At 65.5% G+C, this 23,444-nt stretch carries 25 protein-coding genes; 8 read left to right on the top strand and 17 right to left on the bottom strand.

The features are described 5' to 3' along the window. The first annotated feature begins 252 nt into the window (after positions 1-252). Entirely contained in the window at positions 253-1,629 is a 1,377-nt protein-coding gene (locus ACLEJP_RS09495; protein ID WP_440805845.1) for an APC family permease, read from the top strand. A gap of 164 nt (positions 1,630-1,793) precedes the next feature. Beyond that, positions 1,794-3,152, top strand: coding sequence for an 8-oxoguanine deaminase (locus ACLEJP_RS09500; protein WP_440805847.1), 1,359 nt, complete (start codon positions 1,794-1,796; stop codon positions 3,150-3,152). A 72-nt stretch (positions 3,153-3,224) separates the two neighbouring features. On the opposite strand, the gene ACLEJP_RS09505 is transcribed toward ACLEJP_RS09500, so the two are convergent. Further along, on the bottom strand, positions 3,225-3,716 hold the full coding sequence (locus ACLEJP_RS09505; RefSeq protein WP_440805850.1) for a GNAT family N-acetyltransferase: 492 nt from the start codon (positions 3,714-3,716) through the stop codon (positions 3,225-3,227). A gap of 155 nt (positions 3,717-3,871) precedes the next feature. Here ACLEJP_RS09505 and ACLEJP_RS09510 point away from each other — a divergent pair, with 155 nt between their 5' ends. Together ACLEJP_RS09510 and ACLEJP_RS09515 are read left to right on the top strand one after the other, a co-directional pair. Further along, positions 3,872-4,456, top strand: coding sequence for a biliverdin-producing heme oxygenase (locus ACLEJP_RS09510; protein ID WP_440805853.1), 585 nt, complete (start codon positions 3,872-3,874; stop codon positions 4,454-4,456). Between the two features lie 199 nt (positions 4,457-4,655). Further along, positions 4,656-5,024, top strand: a complete 369-nt coding sequence (locus ACLEJP_RS09515) for a hypothetical protein (RefSeq protein ID WP_440806248.1) — start codon at positions 4,656-4,658, stop codon at positions 5,022-5,024. Positions 5,025-5,065: 41 nt separating this feature from the next. Here the strand turns inward: ACLEJP_RS09515 and ACLEJP_RS09520 are convergent, their stop codons facing one another. After that, entirely contained in the window at positions 5,066-5,212 is a 147-nt protein-coding gene (locus ACLEJP_RS09520) for a DUF2986 domain-containing protein (protein WP_440805854.1), read from the bottom strand. 154 nt (positions 5,213-5,366) lie between these two features. Here ACLEJP_RS09520 and ACLEJP_RS09525 point away from each other — a divergent pair, with 154 nt between their 5' ends. Continuing rightward, positions 5,367-7,145, top strand: coding sequence for a phosphoethanolamine transferase CptA (locus tag ACLEJP_RS09525; RefSeq protein ID WP_440805856.1), 1,779 nt, complete (start codon positions 5,367-5,369; stop codon positions 7,143-7,145). A 210-nt stretch (positions 7,146-7,355) separates the two neighbouring features. On the opposite strand, the gene ACLEJP_RS09530 is transcribed toward ACLEJP_RS09525, so the two are convergent. From ACLEJP_RS09530 to ACLEJP_RS09545, 4 genes are read right to left on the bottom strand one after another with little or no spacing between them, the layout of a single operon-like run. Next, positions 7,356-7,889 carry a PqiC family protein gene (locus ACLEJP_RS09530; RefSeq protein WP_440805858.1) on the bottom strand — a complete coding sequence of 178 codons (534 nt, stop codon included), beginning with the start codon at positions 7,887-7,889 and terminating at the stop codon, positions 7,356-7,358. A gap of 11 nt (positions 7,890-7,900) precedes the next feature. Beyond that, the gene (locus ACLEJP_RS09535; RefSeq protein WP_440805860.1) at positions 7,901-9,535 is read right to left on the bottom strand and encodes a PqiB family protein; all 1,635 of its coding nucleotides are present in this window, start codon (positions 9,533-9,535) and stop codon (positions 7,901-7,903) included. Next, a complete protein-coding gene (locus ACLEJP_RS09540; protein WP_440805863.1) occupies positions 9,535-10,164 on the bottom strand; it encodes a paraquat-inducible protein A in 630 nt (209 codons plus the stop codon). Before ACLEJP_RS09540 ends, ACLEJP_RS09535 begins: the two co-directional genes overlap by 1 nt. Next, positions 10,161-10,757 carry a paraquat-inducible protein A gene (locus ACLEJP_RS09545; protein ID WP_440805864.1) on the bottom strand — a complete coding sequence of 199 codons (597 nt, stop codon included), beginning with the start codon at positions 10,755-10,757 and terminating at the stop codon, positions 10,161-10,163. Before ACLEJP_RS09545 ends, ACLEJP_RS09540 begins: the two co-directional genes overlap by 4 nt. Positions 10,758-10,905: 148 nt before the next feature. Between ACLEJP_RS09545 and ACLEJP_RS09550 the strand changes: the two genes are divergently transcribed. After that, the gene (locus ACLEJP_RS09550; protein WP_440805865.1) at positions 10,906-11,379 is read left to right on the top strand and encodes a hypothetical protein; all 474 of its coding nucleotides are present in this window, start codon (positions 10,906-10,908) and stop codon (positions 11,377-11,379) included. A gap of 47 nt (positions 11,380-11,426) precedes the next feature. Here ACLEJP_RS09550 and ACLEJP_RS09555 read toward each other — a convergent pair whose 3' ends face one another. Next, positions 11,427-12,332, bottom strand: a complete 906-nt coding sequence (locus ACLEJP_RS09555) for a LysR family transcriptional regulator (RefSeq protein ID WP_440805867.1) — start codon at positions 12,330-12,332, stop codon at positions 11,427-11,429. Positions 12,333-12,525: 193 nt separating this feature from the next. On the opposite strand from ACLEJP_RS09555, the gene ACLEJP_RS09560 reads away from it, so the two are divergent. Continuing rightward, positions 12,526-12,912, top strand: coding sequence for a VOC family protein (locus ACLEJP_RS09560; protein ID WP_440805869.1), 387 nt, complete (start codon positions 12,526-12,528; stop codon positions 12,910-12,912). Positions 12,913-12,915: 3 nt separating this feature from the next. Here ACLEJP_RS09560 and ACLEJP_RS09565 read toward each other — a convergent pair whose 3' ends face one another. Genes ACLEJP_RS09565 through ACLEJP_RS09595 form a run of 7 tightly spaced genes read right to left on the bottom strand, consistent with a single transcriptional unit; the run spans position 12,916 to position 19,202 of the window. Then, positions 12,916-14,286, bottom strand: coding sequence for an ATP-binding protein (locus ACLEJP_RS09565; protein ID WP_440805872.1), 1,371 nt, complete (start codon positions 14,284-14,286; stop codon positions 12,916-12,918). Beyond that, positions 14,283-14,945: a response regulator gene (locus tag ACLEJP_RS09570; RefSeq protein ID WP_440805875.1), complete on the bottom strand. Its 663-nt coding sequence runs from the start codon at positions 14,943-14,945 to the stop codon at positions 14,283-14,285. The genes ACLEJP_RS09565 and ACLEJP_RS09570 overlap by 4 nt, the downstream gene beginning before the upstream one ends. A 2-nt stretch (positions 14,946-14,947) precedes the next feature. After that, on the bottom strand, positions 14,948-15,589 hold the full coding sequence (locus tag ACLEJP_RS09575; RefSeq protein WP_440805877.1) for a tetratricopeptide repeat protein: 642 nt from the start codon (positions 15,587-15,589) through the stop codon (positions 14,948-14,950). Then, a complete protein-coding gene (locus ACLEJP_RS09580; protein WP_440805880.1) occupies positions 15,586-16,392 on the bottom strand; it encodes an SDR family oxidoreductase in 807 nt (268 codons plus the stop codon). The genes ACLEJP_RS09575 and ACLEJP_RS09580 overlap by 4 nt, the downstream gene beginning before the upstream one ends. Further along, entirely contained in the window at positions 16,379-17,059 is a 681-nt protein-coding gene (locus tag ACLEJP_RS09585) for a TenA family transcriptional regulator (protein WP_440805883.1), read from the bottom strand. Before ACLEJP_RS09585 ends, ACLEJP_RS09580 begins: the two co-directional genes overlap by 14 nt. A gap of 15 nt (positions 17,060-17,074) precedes the next feature. Continuing rightward, on the bottom strand, positions 17,075-18,535 hold the full coding sequence (locus ACLEJP_RS09590; protein ID WP_440805885.1) for an AMP-binding protein: 1,461 nt from the start codon (positions 18,533-18,535) through the stop codon (positions 17,075-17,077). Further along, positions 18,525-19,202, bottom strand: a complete 678-nt coding sequence (locus ACLEJP_RS09595; protein ID WP_186689921.1) for a thermostable hemolysin — start codon at positions 19,200-19,202, stop codon at positions 18,525-18,527. The genes ACLEJP_RS09590 and ACLEJP_RS09595 overlap by 11 nt, the downstream gene beginning before the upstream one ends. Before the next feature lie 115 nt (positions 19,203-19,317). Between ACLEJP_RS09595 and ACLEJP_RS09600 the strand changes: the two genes are divergently transcribed. Next, the gene (locus tag ACLEJP_RS09600; RefSeq protein WP_440805886.1) at positions 19,318-19,887 is read left to right on the top strand and encodes a hypothetical protein; all 570 of its coding nucleotides are present in this window, start codon (positions 19,318-19,320) and stop codon (positions 19,885-19,887) included. Positions 19,888-20,016: 129 nt separating this feature from the next. Here the strand turns inward: ACLEJP_RS09600 and ACLEJP_RS09605 are convergent, their stop codons facing one another. The 3 genes from ACLEJP_RS09605 to ACLEJP_RS09615 form a co-directional block, all read right to left on the bottom strand. Next, a complete protein-coding gene (locus tag ACLEJP_RS09605; RefSeq protein ID WP_440805888.1) occupies positions 20,017-21,696 on the bottom strand; it encodes an MFS transporter in 1,680 nt (559 codons plus the stop codon). Positions 21,697-21,877: 181 nt separating this feature from the next. Next, positions 21,878-22,288: a VOC family protein gene (locus ACLEJP_RS09610; RefSeq protein ID WP_440805890.1), complete on the bottom strand. Its 411-nt coding sequence runs from the start codon at positions 22,286-22,288 to the stop codon at positions 21,878-21,880. Positions 22,289-22,360: 72 nt separating this feature from the next. Further along, entirely contained in the window at positions 22,361-23,287 is a 927-nt protein-coding gene (locus ACLEJP_RS09615) for an alpha/beta fold hydrolase (RefSeq protein WP_440805893.1), read from the bottom strand. Positions 23,288-23,444: the final 157 nt, after the last annotated feature.

Genomic DNA, 23,444 nt, shown 5'->3' on the forward strand with positions numbered 1-23,444 from the left:
ACCGCCACAGTGCGGTGCGTTGTTGGCCAGATACTCCCATGCCGCCGCCGGCATCGGAATCACCCTTTGGGGTGAGCGCCTGCGCGCGTCGTCCGGCTCACCCCAAAGGGTGATTCCGGGTACCTGCGGGGTGTGGGAGCATCAATCCGCCCCACGCTGCGAGCCCCGCGCTCGACCTCCTTGCACAACGCCCACCGGCAGCGAGCCCCCTCGCCTGCTGCGGTGTCCTGCATCCCTTTCCAGGAGTTAGCAATGCATACAACAACAAGTACAGCCCATTCCCCCGCCGCGCATGCCTCGTCCCCTGCCCCCACCGGGCGCTTCCGCACCTCCATGGGCATGACCGCCCTGGTCCTGTTCGGCCTGGCCTACATGGTGCCGCTGGCCGTGTTCACCACCTACGGGCTGGTTACCCAGATGACCAAGGGACACCTGCCCACCGCCTACCTGCTGACCCTCGCCGCCATGCTGCTGACCGCCTACAGCTATGGGCGCATGGTCCAGGCCCACCCCTACTCAGGGTCGGTGTATACCTACACGCGCAAGGCGTTCGGCAGCCACATCGGCTTCATTACCGGCTGGACGCTGCTGCTCGACTACATCTTCCTGCCGTTGCTCAGCTACCTGCTGATCGGCATCTACATGGCGGAATACTTTCCGGCCATTCCCGCCTGGGTCTGGGTGCTGGGCTCGATTGCCCTGGTCACCTTCCTCAACTTGATCGGCATTGAATCCATCACCCGGGTCAACTGGCTTCTGGTGCTGCTGCAACTGGTGTTCATCGTCGTGTTCGTCGCCCTGTCGATACGCAACCTCGGCAGCCAGGCCGCACCGCTCTCGCTGCTGGCGCCCTTCCATCACGAGGGCTTCAGCGTGCCATTGATCATGACCGGCGCCGCCGTGCTGTGCCTGTCGTTCCTCGGCTTCGATGCGGTGTCGACCATGGCCGAGGAAACCAGCAACCCGACCTACCGCATTCCCATGGCCATTCTGGCGGTGTCGCTGATCGGTGGCCTGCTGTTCCTGGTGGTGTCGTACTGCGCGCAGATGGTGTTCCCCGACTGGGGCAGCTTCGTCGACCCCGATTCGGCCTCGGTGGACGTGATGCGGCGGGTGGGCGGTGAGCTGCTGGTGACCGCCTTTACCGCCACCTACGTGGCCGGTTGCTTCGCCTCGGCCATGGTGTCCCAGGCCAGCGTGTCGCGGGTGCTGTTCGCCATGGGCCGCGACGGTGCACTGCCCCGGGCGTTCGGCCAGCTGGCGACGAAAAAGCGCGTGCCGGCGGTGGCCATCCTGGTGGTCAGCCTGCTGTCGCTGGTCGCCCTGGTGATCACCCTCGACACCGTGGCCAACATGATCAGCTTTGGCGCGTTGTTCGCCTTCTCGGCGGTGAACCTGGCGGTGGTCAAGCACTACTTGGTCGACCACCGCTTGCGGGGGGCCCGCAACTACCTGCTGTATGGTGTCGTACCTGGCCTGGGCTTTCTCAGTACACTGTGGCTGTGGAGCAGCCTGACCCGCCTATCGTTCAGCATCGGCCTGTGCTGGATGGGCCTGGGCCTGGTGGTGCTGCTCGGGCTTACGCGGGCGTTCCGGGTGAAGCTGCCGGAGCTGCAGATGGCCGAGTAACGGGCGCGCTCGCGCGATCCGGGTGGGAACGGGTTCAGCGGTGCCCATCCGGATCGTGGCTGGTTCGAACACCCGAGGTGTATACAATCCTGCCGGACTCTGGTTACATGTCGCAGCGCCTACGACAGCGACAATCGTCGCTGGGTATTGCGCAGGCACATGCTATGCCCAAGACGCTATTGGTAAAAAACGCCGCCCTGCTGGTCACCATGGACGGCCAACGCCGCGAAATCAGCAACGGCGGCCTGTTCATCGAAGACAACCTGATCCGCCAGGTCGGCCCCAGCGACACCCTCCCCGAGCACGCCGACGTGGTGCTGGACATGGCCGGCAAAGTGGTCATCCCTGGCCTGGTCAACACCCACCACCACATGTACCAGAGCCTCACCCGCGTGGTGCCGGCAGCCCAGGACGGCGAACTGTTCAACTGGCTGACCAACCTGTACCCGATCTGGGCGCGCCTGACCCCCGAGATGATCGCGGTGTCGACCCAGACCGCCATGGCGGAACTGATCCTGTCCGGCTGCACCACCACCAGCGACCACCTGTACATCTACCCCAACGGCTGCAAGCTCGACGACAGCATCCACGCCGCCGACGAGATCGGCATGCGCTTCCACGCCGCGCGCGGCAGCATGAGCGTGGGGCGCAGCCAGGGCGGCCTGCCACCGGACACGGTAGTAGAGAAGGAAGCTGACATCCTCAAGGAGTCCCAGCGCCTGATCGAGGACTACCACGATGCCGGTCACGGCGCGATGCGCCGCATCGTGGTGGCGCCATGCTCACCGTTCTCGGTCAGCCGCGACCTGATGCGCGAAGCGGCAGTGCTGGCGCGCCAGTACGGCGTGTCGTTGCATACCCACCTGGCCGAGAACGTCAACGACATTGCCTACAGCCGCGAGAAGTTCGGCATGACCCCGGCCGAATACGCCGAGGACCTCGGCTGGGTCGGCCACGATGTGTGGCATGCCCATTGCGTGCAACTCGACCAGCACGGCATCGAGCTGTTCGCCCGCACCGGCACCGGTGTAGCCCACTGCCCGTGCTCGAACATGCGCCTGGCCTCGGGCATCGCCCCGGTGCGCAAGATGCGCGACCATGGCGTGCCGGTAGGCCTGGGCGTCGACGGTTCGGCCTCCAACGACGGCGCCAGCATGATCGGTGAAGTGCGCCAGGCCTTGCTGCTGCAACGGGTCGGCTTCGGCCCCGACGCGATGACCGCCCGCGAAGCGCTGGAAATCGCCACCCTCGGCGGCGCCAAGGTGCTGAACCGCAATGACATCGGCGCCCTCGCCCCCGGCATGGTCGCCGACTTCGTCGCCTTCGACCTGGGCCACGTGGCCTATGCCGGTGGCCATCATGACCCGCTGGCGGCGCTGGTGTTCTGCACCCCGACCCAGGTGCATACCAGCGTGATCAATGGCCGGGTGGTGGTGCAGGACGGCCAACTGCTGAGCATCGACCTGCCACGGGTGCTCGAGCGCCACAATCGCCTGGCGCACCAGCTGGTCAGTGGCGGATAAAGCGGCTGGCCGCGTGTCGCGACAGGCAGCCAGGCAGCCCTGTCGCGACCCGGGCCGCGCCCGCGGGATCTATCAGAGGGCCATCACCATCTCATGCCAGGCCATGCCACCGTGCGCCGACGGCGATGGCTGCACGTACTGGTAACCCATCTTCTGGTACAGCGGCACATGCTGCTGCTTGCACATCAGGTGGATGCTCTGCTTGCCCGCAGCCTGCATGCGCCTGACGAACTCGTCCATCAGGCGCCTGGCGTAGCCTTGGCCCTGGTGCGCCGGGTCGACCACCACCGACATGATCACCACATTCGGCGCTTGCGGGTCGTGCCCGACCAGTTCCTTGAAGGCTTCATCGGCCATCTCCACCTGATGGGCGCAGCCACTGTTGATGAAACCGACGATCTCTCCCGCCTGCTCCAGCACCAGGAAACCTTGCGGGTACTGCGCGATACGGGTACGGATCTTCTCCAGGGTGGCCGCTTCGTCCCCTTCATAGGCGCCGATCTCGATGGCGTGGCAACGCTCGGCGTCTGCGGCGGTGGGGTTGCGGAACTGCGGAGTGCTCATGGCGGGTTTCCTTGACGATGATTGGCAAAGCGGGCGTCATGGTAAATGACTGGTCACCTGGACAGACAGCTTTCTCAAACCTGTTGCGTGGCGCTTGCTGAGGGCCACGGCTGACAAGCATCATGGCCCATTGCCCAGCCACCATGGATACGCCGATGGCCTCAGTGCCGCTATTGCTCGCCGAACCCGGCCGCTGCAAACGCTTGAAGGCTGCCAGCAGCCAGGCCCACGACGATGTCGACCAACGGGTGATGGCCGCCAGGCCTTTCGACAACCGCGAACGCTACGGTCGCTTCCTGCAGGTACAGCATCGCTTTCATGGCAGTCTGCTGGCGTTATACCGCGATGAACAACTCAACCTGCTGCTGCCTGGGCTAGCGCACCTGTCGCGCGCTGCCGCGGTCGAGCATGACCTCAACGATCTGGGCCTGCCAGTGCCGGCGCGCCCTCGACAGGTCTGTGCCAGCCCGGCCCAGGCCCTGGGCTGGTTGTACTGCAGCGAGGGGTCGAACCTTGGGGCTGCGTTTCTGCTCAGGCAGGCCCAGCGCCTGGGCCTGGACGCCGGCCTCGGCGCGCGCCACCTGGCACCACATCCGCAGGGCCGGGCGCTGCCCTGGCGGCAGTTCGTCGCCAGGCTGGACGGCTTATCGCTGAATGCGCAGGAAGAAGCCGAGGTGGTCGCTGGTGCGGTCGCCGCGTTCGGCAGCTACCAAATGCACTTGCGAGCGCTGTTTGCCTGAATTCAGCAACCGCTGATCGGGTTGTTTCAAAAGTTGTACAAGTTGTTGCCGTAGCGAACTTTTTTCTGTTTGCCGGTCTATCTGGGAGGCACAGAAAGGTAGCGGGACGCGAAACAGAATCGCCAACCACCTGCTGGCCAGATGGCTCAATTGTTCTCAGAGGTTGGCTTCGCTCATGAAAATACATGTCGCAAGGTTGATGCTGCTCGGCCTGTTCTCGTTGGCGGCGGTGGGCACGGCATCGGCAACCCCCATGAAACCGTCCGTAGCGGCTGCCCCGGCGGTGCAATCGCCGCTGCAGGCGGCTGGCAACCCCTGGGCGAAGTTGGCCAGCGTGGCCGATGAGCAGCCCGCCACGCTGCTGGCTCATGGTGACGACCGCTGGCATGACCACAGAAGCGACTGGCGCCGCGAACAGTGGCGCCGCGAGCAGGCCCGACGTGACTGGGAGCGTCGGCGCGACTGGGAATACCGCCGCGACTGGGAACGCCGACGAGACTGGGAACGCCGCCATGAGCGGGCCATGCACCAGCGCTATCATGACGATTACCGTTACTACCGCCGTTGATAGTCGGCAACCAGCGCGGCCTTGATGGCCGCGCTGGTTGGTCAGGTGGCGGTATCCGCCGCCGCCTCGGCTTCCATCTTCAGGCGCTCCGCCTTGCAAATGTACTTTGGCTTGCGTGGCGCCAGTTTCGCACTGGCCTTCCTGGCATGCGCCTGCAACAACTGCTTGATCTTCTTGCGACGGTTCATTCTCACTCGACCTGTCAGTGCGGATTGCCCGGGCACATCATACCTTGCCTGGGCCAGCGCCTGATTGACGTTATTTTCACACGCGGCAGATTAGCGTCACGGCTTTTCCGGCGCCGGGCAGATCCGCTGGCCGCCATGGTACGACGAGGCATCCGTGTCACACACTCCTTCCCCTGCTGCGCCGCAGCGCGTGGACTGGGCCGGCCTGGGCTGGCTCCTGCTGTTCTTCTGGTACTTCTCGGGCGTGACCCAGGCGCTGCTGCTGTTCAGCGGCACCACCGGTTTCGCCGGCTTCCGCGACGCGCTGTTCCTCAGCAGCCTGTGGCTGGCCCCAGTACTGCTGCTGCCGCGCTTCACCCGCGCCACGGCTGCGGTCATCGGTGTGGTGCTGTGGGCTGCGTCGCTGGTGGGCTTGAGCTACTTCGGCATTTATCGTCAGGAGTTCTCGCAAAGCGTGATCTTCGTGATGTTCGAGTCCAATACCGCCGAGGCCGGAGAGTACTTCAGCCAGTACTTCAGCGTCGGGCTTGGCCTGGCACTGCTGCTGTACACGCTGGGCGCCGTGTTGCTGTGGAAGCGCGTGCGCCCGGTGCGCCTGCCGCTGCGCAGCCGCCTGCCAGTGGTCGTCCTGTTGCTGCTGGCCAACCTGGTGTATCCGTTCTACAAGCAGATGGTCACACAGCAGCGCAGCTTTGCCGACGCGGCAGAAAAGGTCCAGCAGCGCATGGAACCGGCCGTGCCCTGGCAATTGCTGGTCGGCTACCGCCAGTACCGCCAGCAGCTGGACAACATGCAGGAACTGCTGGCCCAGAATGCCGCGCTGCCGCCCTTGCAGAACCTGCGCGACAGCAGCGGTACCGCGCCACGCACACTGGTGCTGGTACTGGGCGAATCGACCACCCGCGAACACATGCACCTGTACGGCTACAACCGTGACACCACGCCCAACCTCGATGCCCTGGCGGCCAGCGACGACGGCCTGACGGTGTTCCGCAACGTGGTGTCGCCACGCCCCTACACCATCGAAGTGATGCAGCAGATCCTCACCTTCGGCGACGAGCAGAACCCAGACCGCTTCCTCACCGATCCGTCACTGATCAACCTGATGAAGCAGGCCGGCTACAAGACCTTCTGGATCACCAACCAGCAGACCATGACCAAGCGCAATACCATGCTGACCACCTTCTCGCAGCAGACGGACGCGCCGGTCTACCTGAACAACCAGCGTAACCAGAACGCCAGCCAGTACGACGAGGTGGTGCTGGCGCCGTTCGACAAAGCCCTGCAGGACCCGGCACCGAACAAGTTCATCATCGTGCACCTGCTGGGCACGCACATGGACTACCGCTACCGCTACCCGGGCGACTACGCGCATTTCACCGACCGCCAGGGCGCGCCCGGCGTGCTGACACCCGAGCAGGTAGAAACCTACAACTTCTACGACAACGCGGTGCGCTACAACGACTATGTGGTCTCGAGCCTGATCAAGCGCTATTCGGCCACCACCCCCAATGGTTTCCTGCTGTACCTGTCCGACCATGGCGAGGACGTGTACAGCTCCGGCAACCACGACCGCCTGGGGCGTAATGAAGGCGCGCCGACCCGGCCGATGTACACCATCCCGTTCCTGCTGTGGACCTCGCCAAGCTGGCGGGCCGAGCACCCACGCGACTTGCAGGCGATGGCCGACCGGCCCTACAGCAGCTCGCACCTGATCCACACCCTGTCCGACCTCGCCGGGCTGAGCTACGACCGCTACGAACCGGGCAAAAGCCTGGTAAGCCCGCAGTTCGTGGTGGCGCCGCGCTGGATTGGCGACCCGTACCGCAAGGATGGCCTGCGCGAGTTCGACCGCCTGCCGCTGGACAAGGCCGAGCGGGTGCAGGAGACGGTCAGCAACAGCCAAGCGCAGAACGGTGCAGGCCCGGACTGACGGTGGGTACTTGCGCCCCTTTCGCGGCACAAGGCCACGCCTGGACAGGCGAACGCAGTCCCTGTAGGAGCGGATTTATCCGCGAAGCAGTCGACGCGATAGGTGGCCCCGGCTGTGCCGGTGTTCGCGGGCATGCCCGCTCCCACAAAATCGGGCAGGCCGCTAGACCTTGAGCAAAACAGAACTTACACCAGCTCAACCTCGCTTCAGTCAGGCCGGCTGGCTACAACTCCCCTGGCGGGCGCTGCTTCGCACGGCCTCGGCCAGCTTGCGCAGGTTGGCCTGGTGGGCATTGACCAGGCTGGCGATGCTGTTGTCCGCTGGCGTTTGCAGCAAGGTGCGGCAGGTCAGTTCGGCCTGCCCCGGCTGGCTCAGGCGCCACAGGGCTTCCAGCGAGGCATAGCGCCCCGGCACCGTATCGAAGCGCTGCACGTCTACCCGCAGCAGCGCCTTGCTACCCGCCACCGGCCCACCCAGCTGGTCTTGCAGGGCACTGCGGAATTCGTCCACCAGGTTGGCCCCCCACCACTCCGTCTCGAGGATGGCCAGGCCGCTCTGCCCTTGCCGTACCACCAGTTGCGGGCGGTCGACTTGCGGCGGCACCGCCACCCTGGCGACCTGGATGCGTTGGCCACCATCACGCACCGGCTCGCTCGGCACCAGCGTGTGATAGTTGTTGGGCGTGCTGCAGCCCAACAACAGCGCCAGCAGCCCGGCCCCACATACATTGCGCAGTCGTTGCATTGGCTGTCTCCTCAGGGTTCAAGGCCCGCGGCCGCTTTCGGCCGACCGCGAATCAGCGACTCGGGGTGCCGGCCCAGGTAATCGGCGAGGTCGCGCAGCGAACGCGACATGCGCTCCAGTTCGTCCAGGGTCTCCCCCATCCGTTCGCGCTGCGGCGAGTCTTCGGCAATCGCCGAGTTGGCCGTGCGCAGGGTCTTGTGCATTTCGTCCAGCGCCAGCTGCACATCCGGCAACGTCTGGCCATTGAACTGCCTGAGGCTGGCACGCAGTTCACGCAGGCTGCCATCGAGGTTGCTGGCAATGCTCTCCAACGGCAGTTTGCTGATGCGCTCCACCACCCGTTGCAGCTGCTCCTGCAACTGTTCCAGGCTGCCTGGTAGCGTCGGTATGGTGATCGGGTCGGCGGTCTTGTCGAAAGCGACCTTGGGGGCATCCGGGTAGAAGTCCAGGGAAATGAACATCTGCCCGGTGATCAGGTTGCCGCTGCGCGCCTGGGCCCGCAGCCCATGTTCGACGAAGGTGCCGATCAGGCGCCGGGCGCCGTCCATGTCGCCCTCGCTGTGCTTGAACACCGCCAGCATCTTGCGGTGCACCGGCCCCAGGCGCTGCGGGTAGACCACCGCATCGACCACCACCGGGAAGGCTTGCCGGGCCGCATCGTAGTCCAGCTTGATCGACGTCACCCGGCCGAACTCCACCCCTTTGAACTCCACCGGCGCACCTACCGACAGGCCGCGCATGGCCTGGTCGAAGCGCAACTGCAGGTATTGCGCCTGGCCATTGGGCGGTGCCAGGGCGGTCTCGCGGTCGGCAAACAGCTGGAAGCGCGCCTGGTCGGCGGCCGGCTCGGCTTGCGCGGCGAAGTCGGGCGAGCCAAAGGCCAGCCCGCCCACCAGGATGGACGACAGCGACTCGGTATCGACCTTCAGGCCGTTGGCGCCGATCTGCATGTCGACCCCGCTGGCGTTCCAGAAGCGGGTGTCGGCAGTGACGAAGTTGTCGTAGGGGGCTTGCACGAACACGCCGATCTCCACACCCTTGCCGTCGCCCTGCAGGGCGAACGACACCACCTCGCCCACCGGGATCTTGCGGTAGTAGAGCGACGAGCCGACATCCAGCGAACCGAGGTCGCTGGCGGTGAGCACAAAGCGCTTGCCCTTTTCGTCATAGGTGATCGGCGGCGGCAGTTCCAGGCCGACAAACGACTTCGCTGGCAGTTTCGACTCGCCGGCATCCGCACCGATGAAACTGCCCGAAAGCAGGGTGTCCACCCCGGAAACACCGCCTACCCCGATACGTGGCCGCACCACCCAGAAACGCGCGCCCTGGGTGGCGAAGGCACGCGCGTCATTGGACAACTGCACCGTGGCGATCACGCTTTTCTTGTCCTCGGCCAGGTCCACCGTGGTCACTTCGCCAATCACCACGCTGCGGTACTTGACCTGGGTCTTGTGTGCCACCAGCCCTTCCCCGGTGTGGAAGGCGATGGCAATCACCGGGCCCTGCTGCATCCAGTTGCGCACCACCAGCGAGGCGCCGATCAGGATCGCCACGATCGGCACGATCCATACCAGCGATACACTCCAGCGCCGGGTGCGTATCTCAACCTGCCCAGCGCCACCGTGGCTGTCAGTCTGTTGCCCCATCAATGCGGCCTCCCCTCGTTGGCATGGCTATCCCAGATCAGGCGTGGATCGAAGCTCATCGCAGAAAGCATGGTCAGTACCACCACCATGCCGAAAAACAGGATGCCCGCCCTCGGCTCGATGGTGCCCAGCCCGCGCAATTGCACCAGCGCCGCCACCAGCGCCACCACCATCACGTCGAGCATCGACCAGTAACCGATCAACTCGACGAAGCGGTACAACTGCGAGCGCTGCCGGCAGGCCCAGGTGGAGCCGCGCTGGGCGGTGAACAGCAACAGGCCGAGCGAGAAGAACTTGATGGCCGGGACGCCCACGCTGGCAATGAAGATGATCAGCGCGATGTCCCAGGCCCCGGCCTCCCAGAATTCCAGCACGCCGCCCGCAATGGTGCTTTCGCTGCCACTGCCGAGCATTTCGGTGTGCATCACCGGCAACAGGTTGGCGGGGATGTAGAAAACCAGCGCGGCCAGGAGAAAGGCCCAGCCACGGCTGATGGCATTGGTCTTGCGGCGGTGAATGGGCGCACCGCAGCGGTCGCAGGTGTGGATGCCGCGCGCTAGCGTGCAGGCCTGGCCACAGCCGTGGCACAGGCACAAGCCCAGTTCCTCGGCGGTAGCCGGGGTGCTCATGGCTGCTCCCACAAGTCGCGGATGTCCTTGCCGGCGACATGGATGATCAGCATGCTCAGCGCGGCCAGGGCCAGCAGGCCGATGCCGGGGATGACGTCAAGCAACCCCGCCAGCTTGATCACCGCCACCATCGCCCCCAGCAGGCACACTTCCAGCATGCTCCACGGCCGCAGGCCTTCCAGGCTGCGCATGCACAGGGCAAAACCGGGCGCGCGCCGGCCAGCCAGGGCAAAACCCAGCAACCAGCACAGCAGCCCGATCTGCAGCACCGGGGCAACGATGATGGACAAGGCCATGACCAGGGCGATGAAGGTGATACTGCCGTGGCTGAGGATCTGCACCGAGTCCCACAGCGTCGCCGAGTGGGTCAGCCCCTGCATGCCGATGGTCATCACCGGGTAGAAATTGGCAAACACCAGCAGGATGCCGCCGGTCACGCTCAATGCCAGCCGCTGCTGTACGCTCAGCGAGGTGTGCCGGTACAGCACGCCGCCACAGCGCTGGCACAGGGCACGCTGATGCTTGAGCAGCGGCGCACGGTGGTACACCGTGTCGCAGTATTCGCAGATGATCAGGTGCTGGGTCTGGCTCATGGTGCTTCCACATGTGGCCCGGGTTCAGGCCGGGATGCGTTGGCGAACAACGCCTGATACCGGTTTAGCCCATCTGGGCAAAACTGCCATCGGCTCGACCAAGGCGAACTATTCTGAGAGTCGGGATCCCGCCCGCTGGAGGTGTAGCATGCGTAGGTTGACGTGGAGTTACCTGTTGGTGCTGCTGTGCACGGCACCGCCCGCCCTGGCGCAGTCGGTGGTGCCGCTCAAGGGCCAGAGCAGCCAGCAGATGCAGCTGGATATCAATGAGTGCAACACCGTCGCGACCAATGCCGCGAACAGCGCCGCGACGTCCACCGACCCGCATGTCGGTGGCCGCGTGCGCGGTGCCGCCGCCGGCGCGGTGGCCGGTGCCGCAGGTGCGCAGGTGCGTGGTAACCAGCATGACGAGTTGTACGACCGGGTCGGTGACGATGCCAAGCAGGAGTACCGGCAAAACCGTGCCGGAGAAGTGGCCGCCGCCGGTGCAGCAGTGGGTGGCATGCGCCAGCGTCAGGAGCGGCGCCAGGACCGCCGCGGCCAGGACGAAGCAAAAACCCAGGCCCATGCCAGTGCCTACAGCGGTTGCTTGCAGGGGCGCGGCTATCAGGTCAGCCCCTGAGCAGCAGGCACGCCATGCCGGGGCAGTGGCGGCATGGCGTGCCCGGTTCACAACTTCGCGAGTTCTTCGCGGCAGAACTCGACGAACAACTGGGCCGGCTTGGTCAGTTGCACCCGCTTCAACCATGCCGCGGCCAACCCGGACAACGCTACCGGCTCGGCAATATCCACCATCGCCAGGCGCTGGCCGTCATAGCTGTACGGCGAATGCGGGCGCGTCACCAGCAAGGAAAAGCCGAAACCCTGGCCAACCATGCCACGCACCATCTCGATTGATGGCGAACTGAAGACGATGTTCGGCGTCAGGCCCATTTCGTTGAACAGGCTGACGAAGTAGGTGCGACTCGGTGCCACGTCCAGCAGGATCATCGGCTCGGGGCACAGGTCGCGCAGCGACACCTGGGCCTGGCCGGCGAAGCGGTGCTGCTCGGGCAGCAGCACGTAGGGCTTCTGCGGCGGCATCAGTGGCTCGGCCTCGATGGTGCCGTCCAGGTCATGGTCATAGAGGAATGCCAGGTCGAAGGTGCCAGCGGTCAGGCCCTGGACCAGGTCTTGCTGTTCGCCGTCACGCAGCCGGATATCCACCCCGGGGTAGCGTTGGCGAAAGCCGGCGATCAGACGCGGCAGGTACAGCGGGGCCACGGTTTCGAAACAGCCGATGTCGATTTGCCCGGCCACGGTGTCGTTATCGGCCAGGGCGTTCTGTTCGAACTCGTGGGCCATCTGTAGCAGCGACTTGGTCTTGGCGTAAAAGCGTTTGCCACTGGGCGTCAGCGACACGCCCTGGGCGTGGTGGCGGATGAACAGCTGCACGCCGAAGCTTTCCTCCAGGCTCTTGATCGCCGTGGAGATGGACGGCTGGGCAATGTACAGCTGGCGCGAAGCCTCGGCGACACTGCCGGCCTCCACGGTGGTGACGAAGTACTTGAGTTGTCGCAGGGTATAGGCAGCCACGGGCACCTCGCTGGCGCCGCTCCGGGCGCTGGAATCATGCTTGCCACTTTACCCTCGGCAGCCGCCACGTGGGGGCCGGGAGGTGAAGGATTTACCTATGGCTTGAACAGGTTTTTGGTAAGGGCGCCCCTGGTCAATTACCCTCAACCGTCTTTACTAGTATTCATCGGCCCCAAGCATACGGTGTGTGTCTATGAAGATCGTGGTCACCAGCATTCTTGTCGACGACCAGGCCAAGGCCTTGGCTTTCTACCACTACGTACTCGGTTTCAAGCCCAAGCATGACATTCCCATGGGCCGCCACCGCTGGCTGACCCTCACCTCGCCCAACGACCCCAATGGCGTCGAGCTGCTGCTAAAACCCGACGCGCACCCGGCTGCCAAGGCCTACAAGGCCGCGCTGAAGCAGGACGGTATCCCTGCCACCTCGTTCGGCGTGCGCGATATCCAGGCCGAATACACCCGGCTGTGCGCCGCCGGCGTGCAGTTCACCCAGCCACCTACCGACCAGGGGCCGGTCACCGTGGCGGTGTTCGATGATACCTGCGGCAACCTGATCCAGATCGCCCAGAAGCACTAGCGGCTAGCCAGGCGCCAGCGGCAGCCGCAGGGTCGCTCGCAGCCCGTGCGGCAACTGGTTGCGCAACTGCACGCTGCCGCCCAGACGCGTCATGATGGTACTGACGATCGACAACCCCAGGCCGGCGCCATTGGCCGAGCCCTTGCTGTAGAAACGCTCGAACACCCGTTGTTGCTCCGCCTCGGCGATGCCCGGCCCTTCGTCGTCGACACTGACCAATAGCGCCTGCCCTTCACGCTGCAGGGTCACGGTGATGCGCCCGCCCGGCGGTGAATGATCCACGGCGTTGGCCACCAGGTTCTGCAAGGCAATGCCCAGCGCGCCGGCATCGGTATGCAGGCGGTAGTCACCGGCGACAATGTCCAGCGAAGGCTCGAGCCCATGTTCCAGGATCCACGGGGTCAGGTCGGCCAGGGTCTCGGCCACCAGCCCCTGCAGATCGACCGGCGGCCAGTCACGCCGGCCGGGCCGAGGCTCCAGGCGGGCCAGGGTCAACAACTGGTTGACCACCCGGGCAAGGCGGTCGACACCGCCCATGAGAAAGCCCAGCGCCTTGTCCCGCTCGGCGGTGCTGGCTGCATTGAGGGCGTTCTGCGCATGCAGGCGCAGGACGGCCAACGGGGTGCGCATCTCGTGGGCGGCATCGGCGATGAAGCGATGCTCGCGGCTCAGCAGGTCGCCAATCTGCCCGAGCAGGCGGTTGATCGCCGCCTGCATCGGTTCCAGTTCCTTCGGCAACGGGACCAGTTGCAATGGCTCGAGTGAGTCGGCATGGCGGGCGCGGATGACCCTGGCCATGTTCTGCAACGGCCGCAGGCCCCAGCCGATAGCCGCCCACACCAGTAACGCCAGCGCCAGGCTGCCGAACAGGAAGGGCAACAGCGTATGCCGCACGATGCGCTCGACCAGGTCGATACGCACGTCGCTGCGTTCGCCGACCCAGATCACCCAGCGTTTTTCCGGCACCGGCAAGACGAAACTGCGCCAGCGCCGCGCATCCACCAGCACATCGGCAAACCCGGGCTCCCGGGGCGGCTGGTCCAGCTGCGGGGCGCTGGGGGTATGCACCAGCAAGGTGCCGTCGTCGGCCCATACCTGAAAGGCCAGCTTGCTCTCGTAGGGGTGCCCGACCCGGTGCCGGCCGGCCTTGCTCAGCGCCTCGTCGAAGGCGCGGTACAACTCGCCACGGCTCTGTTCCTGCACCGGCAGGCTCATGATGCCCTGCAGCAGCCGGGCATTCTGCGCCAGGTGGGCGTCGTAGACCTCGGTGATTTCGTGCCGGCTGTCATGATAGTTGTACAACGCCAGCAGGCCGCTGCCGAGCAGCAACAGCAGCATCACCCGCCACAGGGTGCGTTGGCGCAGCGAGGTCATGCCTTGCCTTCCACCAGGTAACCGATGCCGCGCACGGTACGGATCAGCCCGTTGAAGAGCTTCTTGCGCAAATGGTAGATGTTCACTTCCAGGGTGTTGCTCTCGGGTTCTTCATCCCAGCCATACAGCAACTGGGTCAGGCGCTCGCGGGTGAATACCTTGCCCGGCTGGGCCAGCAGTTCGTGCAGCAGCAGGTATTCCTTGGGCGTGAGCACCACCAGCTGGCCCTGGTAGTGCACCTGTTGGGTGGCCGGGTCCAGGCACACCCCGGCGTGCTCGATGAGCAGTTGCGCGCGGCCGCTGCTGCGGCGCAGCAAGGCCCGCAGGCGGGCTTTGAGTTCGTTGAGGTCGAAGGGCTTCACCAGGTAATCATCCGCACCGGCGTCCAGCCCGGTGATGCGATCATCGGTGGCGTCGCGGGCGGTCAATACCAGCACCGGCAGGCTCTTGCCGGTAGCGCGCAGGCGCCGCAGCAGTTCGATGCCGTCCAGGCGTGGCAAGCCCAGGTCGAGAATGGCCAGGTCGAACGCCTCGTGAGTCAAGGCATGCAAGGCGCTGGCGCCATCCTGCAGCCAGTCGAGGGTATAACCCTCGCGGCGCAGGCCGTCACAGATCCCCTCCCCCAGCGCGACGTCGTCTTCCACCAGCAGCAGGCGCATGCTCAATCCTGTTTGTCCTTGATCGCTTTGAGTAAAGCATCGATTTCACCGCGTCGGCCCTGGTCAGCCAGCTCGCGCCCGGGCCGGGGCGGTGCCTGCAAGGCCTTTTGCAGGGCCGCGCGGGCGTCACCATAGCGCTTCAGCCGGTACAAGTGGTCAGCCCAGAAATAGTTGCTGTCGATGCCGTCGGGGTTGATCGCCAGCGCCTGGCGCAGCATGGCTTCGGCCTTGGCCTGGTCGCCGAAGCTCAGCGGCCAGCCCGGCACCTGGTCATACAGCGCACCGAGGCTGGTATAGGCCGAGCCCTGCAGCGCCTTGGGGTCGACGGCCAGGGCCTGCTCCAGGCTGGCGCGCGCGGCCTTGACCTTGCCCAGCGCCCCCAGCCCGCCCGTGGCACCGGCCCAGCTGCTGTTGACGATGCCATCCCAGATCAGCGGTTCGGCCGCGCCCGGGTGCTGCCGCACCAGCGCGGCCGACTGTACCGCCAGGGCCTCGAACGCCCCGGCACGCTGGGCTTCGGGCAATTCATAGCGAATCACCGCCCAGCGCTGCTGAATGGCAGCGAGCTGCTGGGTACCATTCTGGTCAAGAGCCCAGGTGAATGGGGCGATGGCCAGCAGGCTGGCCAGAAACAGACGTTTCATTTGCTCGACTCCTTGTTGTGCCAGGTGCTGTAGCGGCGAATCAGCGGCAGTTGCTTGCGCAGGGCGCGGTCAACCACGCCCGGCAACATGCCGTTGAGGCGCACGAAGAGTTTTTCCGGCCAGCCCAGATACAGTTCGCTACGCTCGGCCTGTACCGCGGCGAGCACCGCGCGGGCCACGTCCTGCGGGTCGTCGACGCCGACCTTCAAGGCCTGGTTGAGCGCCTGCGCGGCACTGCTGTTCATCGCCGTGCGGGTGGTGCGCGGCGCCGCGTACAGCACGCTCACCGAGGTGTCGGCCAGCTCGCGGCGCAGCGCCTCGGAGAAACCGCGCAAGGCGAACTTGCTGGCGCAGTAGGTGGCGTAGCCGGGGTAGCCGATCGAGCCATAGATTGACCCCACGTTCACTACCAGCGCACTGGGCTGCTCGCGCAGCAGTGGCAGGCACAGGCGGGTCAGCTGGATGGCGGCCTTGACGTTGAGATCGAACAGCTCGTCCAGGGCGGCTTCGTCCAGCTGTTCGAGCAAGGCGAAGCGGTTGACCCCGGCGGCATTGATCAACAGGTTGCAGTAGCCCATGGCCCGGGCCGCTTCCAGCACCTCGCGGCGGCCTTCGCTACTGCGCAGATCGGCTTGCTGCCAATACAGCTGCTGCGGGTAACGTGCCATCAGCTCGACCAGCCGGCCCTTCTGCCGGCTGACCGCCAGCACCCGCGCACCGGCGCTGCACAACTGGTCTGCCAGTTCCAGGCCGATACCACCGCTGGCACCGGTGAGCACAGCCACGCAATCAGGCAGGCGCATGCTGGGCCTCCTGCTGCGCGGCATGCGGCAGCCCTTCGAACATGGCGGTGTACAGGCGATACACCACTTTGGCGGCGTGGATCACTGCCTGATGATCCTCAGGGTCCTCCAGGCGGTTCATCAGGCCACGGTAAGTGGCCATATGGTCCTGGTCCAGGGCACCGTGGGAACTGAGGTAGCTGAACGCCCGGTCCGGCAAGCCAAGGCTTCCCTGCAAGGTCCCGGCGGCCTGGGTCGCGAGGGCAATGCTGGTGCCTTCGAGGACGTTGACCATGCCGAACAGCCCGACCGGGTTGCCACGGGCGATCTGATCGTAGAGAAACGCCACCATCAGCTCGATCGGCAATGCCGGACGGCCATTCGCCACCTGCAGCGGGTCACCGCCACAGGCAGCGATATCATCGAGAATCCAGCGCTCATGGCCGTACTCCTCCTCGATGTACTCGCACACTGCGCCGCGCAGCCACTCCAGCCGCGTCGGCAAACGCGCTCCGCAGGCCATCATCAGCGGCACGGTATGCCGCACATGGTGGTAGGCCTGGGTCAGAAACGCCACATAGGCCTCGAGGCTGGCCTTGCCGGCCAGCGCGTCGCGGATGACCGGGACGCTGAACAAAGCCGTACGTTCGTCGGCGGTTTCCTGTTGCAGCCTATCGAAGAAAAGCATGGCAAACCTCGCAGGTCATTGAAGGTCGGTTAACAAGGCGTGGTAACGCCGCAGGATCTGTTCGCGGCGTGGCCGGCCGTTGGCGGTCAGGGTTTGCCCAGCGGCGCTCAAGGGTTCGGGCAGGCGCCGCCAGGCATGCACCCGGGCGTAGTCCGGCAGCCCGGCATTGGCCTGGCGCACAGCCTGTTCGAGCGTGTGGTCGTCAGCGTGCGGGTCCAGTGGCCAGAGCAGCGCCAGGTTGTGTGCCAGGCCCTCGCCGTAGACGAAGGCCTGGGCGATCACCCCACCCTGGGTCAGCTCGGCCTCGACCCACTCGGGGTTGACGTTGCGCCCGAAGCTGGTGCTGTACTGGTGCTTCTTGCGCCCGGCCAGGTAGAGGAAACCGTCGTTGTCGAAATGCCCAAGGTCACCGGTCGACAACCAGGGTGCGTTGAACGCTGGCTCACCCAGGTAGCCGAGCAACGCCGAGCCGGCCACCTGCACCTCGCCATCCTCGGCAATGCGTACCTGTACATGCGGCAGCGGCCGGCCGACACTGCCCGGGCGCCTGGCGCCGGGGCGGTTGAGGCACACTACCGAGGCACATTCGGACAAGCCGTAGCCTTCGAACACCGGTAGCCCGACCGCCTCGGCACGGGCCAGCAGGCTCGGCGCCACCCGTGCCCCGCCTACCGCCACGAAGCGCAACGGGCCTACCCGCATCAGGCCACGCTCGATGGCCGTGACCAGGCCGAGCAGCAGTTGTGGCACCACGATCAGGCTCTCGGCGCCGCTCAAGGCAATGGCACCCAGCAGTTGCTTGAAGTCGACCTGGCTGGCGCCACGCAAACCCAGCTGCGCCTGCGGGTACAGGACAATGCTCGCCCCCGCCAGCAGGGCCGCATACAGGCCGAGGTTTTCCAGCAGTACCGCCAGCGGCAACACCGCCAGGTACCTGGTCGGCGCTGTCGGTCGGCTGGCGGCCTCGAGTTCGCGCGCGACCCGCAGCATGGCCTCGGCACTCAGGCAGACACCCTTGGGTGCCCCGGTACTGCCGGAGGTGTAGGTAATCTTTGCAGTGCCCGCTGGCAAGTCCACGCCCGCGCTCGGCGGGCGGCTCCAGAAGCGCTCGCCGGCACTGAAGCCGCAGGCGTGCAGATCGTCTGCGAAAGCCTCGTCGGCCAGCGCCAGCACCGCGCCACTCTGCGCCAGGCAATGGCGGCGCTGGGCACTGCTGAAGAACGCCGGCAGGATGACGATGGGGCGCGCCGCGAACAGCGCAGCCAAGTCCCAGAGCAGCGCTTGTGGCCCGTTTTCCTGGGCCAGGACGAAAGTGCCCGGCGGCTGCGCGCTCAGCCAGGCCTGGCGTTGTTCGACCTCATCCAGCAACTGGCCATAGGTGAAGCGCTCGGCAGCCCCCAGCAACGCCGGTTGCGCCCCCCGGTGGCGGGCATGCAGTTGCAGCACTTCCTTGAACAGCTGGCATTCATGCGGCATGGCCAGCCTCCGGCACGCTGCTGGGCAACCCCAGTCGTTCGTACACACCGCCGCGGGCCAGGGCTGCATGACCATAGCCGATGCTGCCGACGAACACTTGCGGGTGCTGCGCGTAGTAACTGCCCCAGCTGTCGGCGTCGCCATTCAGCCGACCAGGATCGGCCATGGCCAAGGCCGTAGGCACCAGGCCCAGGCGATGAAAACTGTTGACCAGGGTCGCGGCGCCAGTAAAGGCCACCCATTGCAGGCCACGGGTGGCCAGCAACCAAGTCACGGCGATGATCATGATCCGCGCGCTGCCGGCGCTGAGCGCCGCCAGGTTCCCCACCTCGACCAACTGCGCACGGCTCACCGGGTTGGCCGCCAGCCGGGTCACGGCGACCTCCAGCGGCTCATCCAGGTAACGCTCGATAAAGGTCGGGCCGGTGCTGGCCAGGCGGATACCCACGGCGGCCATCAAGCGCCCGTGGCTGTCGTGCAGGCCGAGCAGTTCGGGCAGGTAATGCTGCACATCGGCATGGTGGGCGCAGGCAAAGCGGGCGTGAATGAACTGCTCCAGCTCGTCGCGCCCTGGCTCACCCGGGAGTTTCAGGCTCAAATGGGCGAGCCGGTCGCCGTGGCTACCGATCGCCAGCGGAAACAGGCTGGGGCTGTCTGCCTGGGTCATGGCTGTCCCCTTCAAGGTAGATGTCGAGGGGGAGTATCGGCGGCGAATCTGAAGCCAATCTGAAGTGCTACATTTGCCAGGGTCCGCAAGCGCACCCACAAGGAACAATAGAAAGATGCGCCACGAATTCAGCGAAGTGCTCAACGACCTGGTCGACTATTTTCTGCTTGGCGATATCCAGCTGCTCGAGCGCTTCAAGCTGGAACACCAACTGCCCGACGACCTGGCGCATGCGTTCACCCACGGCGACAGCGGCGACCAGGCGGTGCGCGAGGGCATCGTGCTGCCGCTGGCCGGGGTCGACAACCTGCCCTACCGCATTCTGTTCACCCTCGACCAGCACACCCCGGCCCTGCGTGAACCCGGCAGCCGCCTCAAGCACCGCCGCAATGGCTATGTGCTGCGGGTCGACCACGGGGCACTGATGCTGTACACCTGGCGCATCCTGCAGCACTTCACCCCCAAGACACTGGGCGACCTGTTGGCGCGCTACCAGGTGCCGGGACGCCCGATCATCGAGCTGGACAATGGCTGGTATGACGTCGAGGTGCTGGCGGGCGCACTGGTGCGTGACGGGCTCTATGAGCCGGCGTTCGAGTTCGTGCTGAAGAAGCGCTGGAGCCGGGGTGAGGCTGTAGGCGTGGATACCGGGTATGCGTTTGGCTTGCGTGGCTATTTCGACTGATGGGTTGACTATGCCGGCCTCTTCGCGGGCTTGCCCGCTCCCACAGGTAACTCACTGCCCTCAGGCACAGTGGTATCCCTGTGGGAGCGGGCAAGCCCGCGAAGAGGCCGCTACGGGTAGCCTAAACCTTCAGGCGTGATGGATTTCCCGGTCCTTGGTCTCCGGCAGGAACAAGATACCTAGCACCGCCGTCATCACCGCAATCACGATCGGGTACCACAAGCCGTAATAGATATCACCGGTCGCCGCCACCATGGCAAACGCCACGGTCGGCAGGAAGCCGCCGAACCAGCCGTTGCCGATGTGATAAGGCAGTGACATCGAGGTGTAGCGGATACGCGCCGGGAACAGCTCTACCAGCCAGGCGGCGATCGGCCCGTAGACCATGGTCACGTAGATCACCAGCAGCGTCAGCAGCAACAGCACCATCGGGTAGTGGATCTTCGCCGGGTCGGCCTTCTCCGGGTAGCCCGCCTCTTTCAACGCGCCGCTCAGGGTGGCGGTGAAGGCCTCGCTCTGCGCCTTGAAGTCCGCCGCTGCCAGGCTGCTGCCGTCAAAGCTGGGCAGGACCCGCTCGCCAATGCGGATCTGCGCCACGCTGCCCGGCTCGGCCGCTTCGTTGGTATAAGGGATGGCCCGTTTGGCCAGCAGGCTCTTGGCGATATCGCACGAACTGGTGAATTTGGCCTTGCCCACCGGGTCGAACTGGAACGCGCACTGGCCTGGGTCGGCTATCACCACCACCGGGTTCTGCTCCTGGGCGACGAACACGTCCGGGTTGCCGTACTGGGTCAGCGCCTTGAAGATCGGGAAGTAGGTCAGCGCCGCGATGATGCAGCCGGCCATGATGATCTTCTTGCGCCCGATGCGGTCGGACAGGCTGCCGAAAAAGATGAAGAACGGCGTGCCGATCAGCAGCGAGCCGGCAATCAGCAGGTTGGCGGTCTGTGGCTCGATCTTGAGCATCTGCAGCAGGAAGAACAGCGCGTAGAACTGCCCGGTATACCACACCACCGCCTGCCCGGCAGTGCCACCCAGCAGCGCCATGATCACGACCTTGAGGTTGTCCCAGCGGGCGAACGACTCGGTGAGCGGGGCCTTGGACGCCTTGCCCTCGGCCTTCATCTTCATGAACACCGGCGACTCGTTGAGCTGCAGGCGGATGTACACCGAAATCGCCAGCAGCAGAATCGACAGCAGGAACGGCACGCGCCAGCCCCAGGCCTCGAACACCTCGGTACCCATGGCCGTGCGGCAGGCCATGATCACCAGCAGCGACAGGAACAGCCCGAGGGTGGCAGTGGTCTGGATCCAGGCGGTGAAGAAGCCGCGCCGCCCCTTTGGCGCATGCTCCGCCACATAGGTGGCCGCACCGCCGTATTCGCCACCCAGGGCCAACCCCTGCAGCAGGCGCAGGCTGATCAGGATGATCGGTGCCGCCACGCCGATGGTGGCGTAGCTGGGTAGCAGGCCGACCACCGCCGTCGACAGGCCCATGATCACGATGGTGATGAGGAAGGTGTACTTGCGCCCGATCATGTCGCCCAGGCGGCCGAACACGATGGCGCCGAACGGCCGCACGGCAAAGCCGGCGGCGAAGGCCAGCAGGGCGAAGATGAACGAGGTGGTCTCATTGACACCGGCGAAGAAATGCTTGGCGATGATCGCCGCCAGTGAGCCGTACAAGTAGAAGTCGTACCATTCGAACACTGTGCCCAGGGACGAGGCAAAGATGACCTTGCGTTCGTCCCGGGTGATACCGCGTTGGGGCGCACTACTGCCCGTGGATGTGCTGTCGAGAACCGCCATGGGGTGCCTCCGTCTTGTCGTCATGCAGGCCGGGAGCACCTCATCCGCTGTTTCACCGTCGCACCCAGGCCCTGGGGGCTTGCTTTGGTTATGCGAAGCACGACGAGGCGGGCCGCCTCGGATCGCAGCAAGGTATCTGAAGCATAATAGGCTTTGGCGGGATATCCACTCCCGGCCGTTGCTACGACACGGGCCCTTTCAACTCGACCTGGTTGCCATCCGGGTCGTAGCAGTACAGCGACGGCCCTTCGCCTTCAGCGCCGTAGCGTTTCTCCGCAGGCGCCACTGGCACCCCCGCAGCCTGCAGGTACGCCCTCAGCGCCGGCTCGTCGAACGGCTCGATGCGCAGGCAGAAATGGTGCAGGTTGCGCCCCTCGGCCCCCGGTGCCGCGCCACCAGGCTGGCCCAGCGGGCCGTCGAGGGTGACCAGGTCGATCATCGCCGTGCCGGTGGCCAGGTGGACCATGCCCAGGTCTTCGCGCACGCGGCTGACCGTGCAGCCGAGCAGCTCGGTGTAGAAGGCAATGCTCCGCGGCAGGTCGCTGACCCGCAGTACGAGGTGGTCGATGTGCTTGATGGCGAACGGGCGCATGCCGGGGCTCCTTGTGGCAGTCGGCTTCCTGTAGTCAACGTTCAGCACGATAGCCCAGCGGCGCGCCTGCCGCTATTCGTTCACCAGGCGTTGCAGCACACCGCCTTCATGGCGGGCCAGGATCCGCAGCAGTTGGTCGACCAACGCCCGGTCCGGGGAATCCAGATGGAAGTGGTGCCCGCCCGGGTGCCACGACACCCTGGCGTGGCCAGGCAAGGCTGCCTGGCGCCGGGTAAAGGCCTCACCGGTGAATGCCCCCTGACGGCCGAACAACAGGTAAAGCGGGCAGCGGATCTGACTGAGCAGCTCGCAGGCCTCGCGCTCGGTCAGCGGCATGGGTTCGGGCAGTACCAGGCGCGGGTCGTGGCGCCAGCAATAACCATCGCCCAGCTGCAGCAGGTCGCGCAGCGCCAGCAGCCGTGCGGCCTCCTCCGACAATTCGGTGTCCAGGCGTTCGCGACGTTGCTGCAGCGCAGTGTCCAGGTCTTCGAAGCGGCACACGTCCGCCTCGGCGAAGCCCTGCAGCTGGCTGCGCTGGACCATGCGCTTGAGCCGGTAGGCCCGGGCCAGGTGTTCCACACGGTCATCCTCGGCCACCGTGAACGGTGCGCCCATGCCGTCGAGGAAGGTCATGCTGGCGATACCGCTGGTCATGGCCGCCAGCAGCGATGCCACACCGGTGCCCATGCCATGGGCCAGCACATGAAACTGCCCCAGGCCCAGGCTTTCGGCCACCGCCAGCATGTCCTCGGCATGCTCCCACAGGTAATACCCACTGTCGTGGCGGCGATGATCGGAGCGGCCGTGGCCGACCAGGTCGGGGGCCACCACGAAGCAGTGCTCGAGCAGCGGTGCCAAGCGGTCGAACGAGGCGGCGTTGTCCAGCCAGCCGTGCAGCGCCAGAACCGGAATACCCTCCTCCGGCCCCCAGCAGCGTACGGCGATTTCAATCCCGTTGTTGTCCAGCAAATGGTCCCTGGGCGTCGATGATGAGCGCATGGATAGCTTCCTGTCTAAGACCTGGCAAGACGGCGACAGCACACCTTCGCGCGATGCCCGGTGCGGCATTGATGCCTGGCCGACCCTGACATAGGCGTGACCGACACCTGGCGGCGTACTTATCTACCACTCGCTTGCCTGCACACTGTCATGCAAT

This window comes from Pseudomonas sp. SMV7, assembly GCF_052041995.1.
Classification (GTDB): Bacteria; Pseudomonadota; Gammaproteobacteria; order Pseudomonadales; family Pseudomonadaceae; genus Aquipseudomonas.

Coding starts and splice junctions, on each gene's coding strand:
- ACLEJP_RS09595 (WP_186689921.1), bottom strand. CDS start 19,202: ATGACCCAGGCAGACAGCCCCAGCCTGTTTCCGCTGGCGATCGGTAGC.
- ACLEJP_RS09560 (WP_440805869.1), top strand. CDS start 12,526: ATGAAGATCGTGGTCACCAGCATTCTTGTCGACGACCAGGCCAAGGCC.
- ACLEJP_RS09615 (WP_440805893.1), bottom strand. CDS start 23,287: ATGCGCTCATCATCGACGCCCAGGGACCATTTGCTGGACAACAACGGG.
- ACLEJP_RS09550 (WP_440805865.1), top strand. CDS start 10,906: ATGCGTAGGTTGACGTGGAGTTACCTGTTGGTGCTGCTGTGCACGGCA.
- ACLEJP_RS09510 (WP_440805853.1), top strand. CDS start 3,872: ATGGCCTCAGTGCCGCTATTGCTCGCCGAACCCGGCCGCTGCAAACGC.
- ACLEJP_RS09590 (WP_440805885.1), bottom strand. CDS start 18,535: ATGCCGCATGAATGCCAGCTGTTCAAGGAAGTGCTGCAACTGCATGCC.
- ACLEJP_RS09580 (WP_440805880.1), bottom strand. CDS start 16,392: ATGCGCCTGCCTGATTGCGTGGCTGTGCTCACCGGTGCCAGCGGTGGT.
- ACLEJP_RS09605 (WP_440805888.1), bottom strand. CDS start 21,696: ATGGCGGTTCTCGACAGCACATCCACGGGCAGTAGTGCGCCCCAACGC.
- ACLEJP_RS09565 (WP_440805872.1), bottom strand. CDS start 14,286: ATGACCTCGCTGCGCCAACGCACCCTGTGGCGGGTGATGCTGCTGTTG.
- ACLEJP_RS09515 (WP_440806248.1), top strand. CDS start 4,656: ATGCTGCTCGGCCTGTTCTCGTTGGCGGCGGTGGGCACGGCATCGGCA.
- ACLEJP_RS09570 (WP_440805875.1), bottom strand. CDS start 14,945: ATGCGCCTGCTGCTGGTGGAAGACGACGTCGCGCTGGGGGAGGGGATC.
- ACLEJP_RS09545 (WP_440805864.1), bottom strand. CDS start 10,757: ATGAGCCAGACCCAGCACCTGATCATCTGCGAATACTGCGACACGGTG.
- ACLEJP_RS09495 (WP_440805845.1), top strand. CDS start 253: ATGCATACAACAACAAGTACAGCCCATTCCCCCGCCGCGCATGCCTCG.
- ACLEJP_RS09585 (WP_440805883.1), bottom strand. CDS start 17,059: ATGCTTTTCTTCGATAGGCTGCAACAGGAAACCGCCGACGAACGTACG.
- ACLEJP_RS09520 (WP_440805854.1), bottom strand. CDS start 5,212: ATGAACCGTCGCAAGAAGATCAAGCAGTTGTTGCAGGCGCATGCCAGG.
- ACLEJP_RS09610 (WP_440805890.1), bottom strand. CDS start 22,288: ATGCGCCCGTTCGCCATCAAGCACATCGACCACCTCGTACTGCGGGTC.
- ACLEJP_RS09535 (WP_440805860.1), bottom strand. CDS start 9,535: ATGGGGCAACAGACTGACAGCCACGGTGGCGCTGGGCAGGTTGAGATA.
- ACLEJP_RS09530 (WP_440805858.1), bottom strand. CDS start 7,889: ATGCAACGACTGCGCAATGTATGTGGGGCCGGGCTGCTGGCGCTGTTG.
- ACLEJP_RS09600 (WP_440805886.1), top strand. CDS start 19,318: ATGCGCCACGAATTCAGCGAAGTGCTCAACGACCTGGTCGACTATTTT.
- ACLEJP_RS09500 (WP_440805847.1), top strand. CDS start 1,794: ATGCCCAAGACGCTATTGGTAAAAAACGCCGCCCTGCTGGTCACCATG.
- ACLEJP_RS09540 (WP_440805863.1), bottom strand. CDS start 10,164: ATGAGCACCCCGGCTACCGCCGAGGAACTGGGCTTGTGCCTGTGCCAC.
- ACLEJP_RS09575 (WP_440805877.1), bottom strand. CDS start 15,589: ATGAAACGTCTGTTTCTGGCCAGCCTGCTGGCCATCGCCCCATTCACC.
- ACLEJP_RS09505 (WP_440805850.1), bottom strand. CDS start 3,716: ATGAGCACTCCGCAGTTCCGCAACCCCACCGCCGCAGACGCCGAGCGT.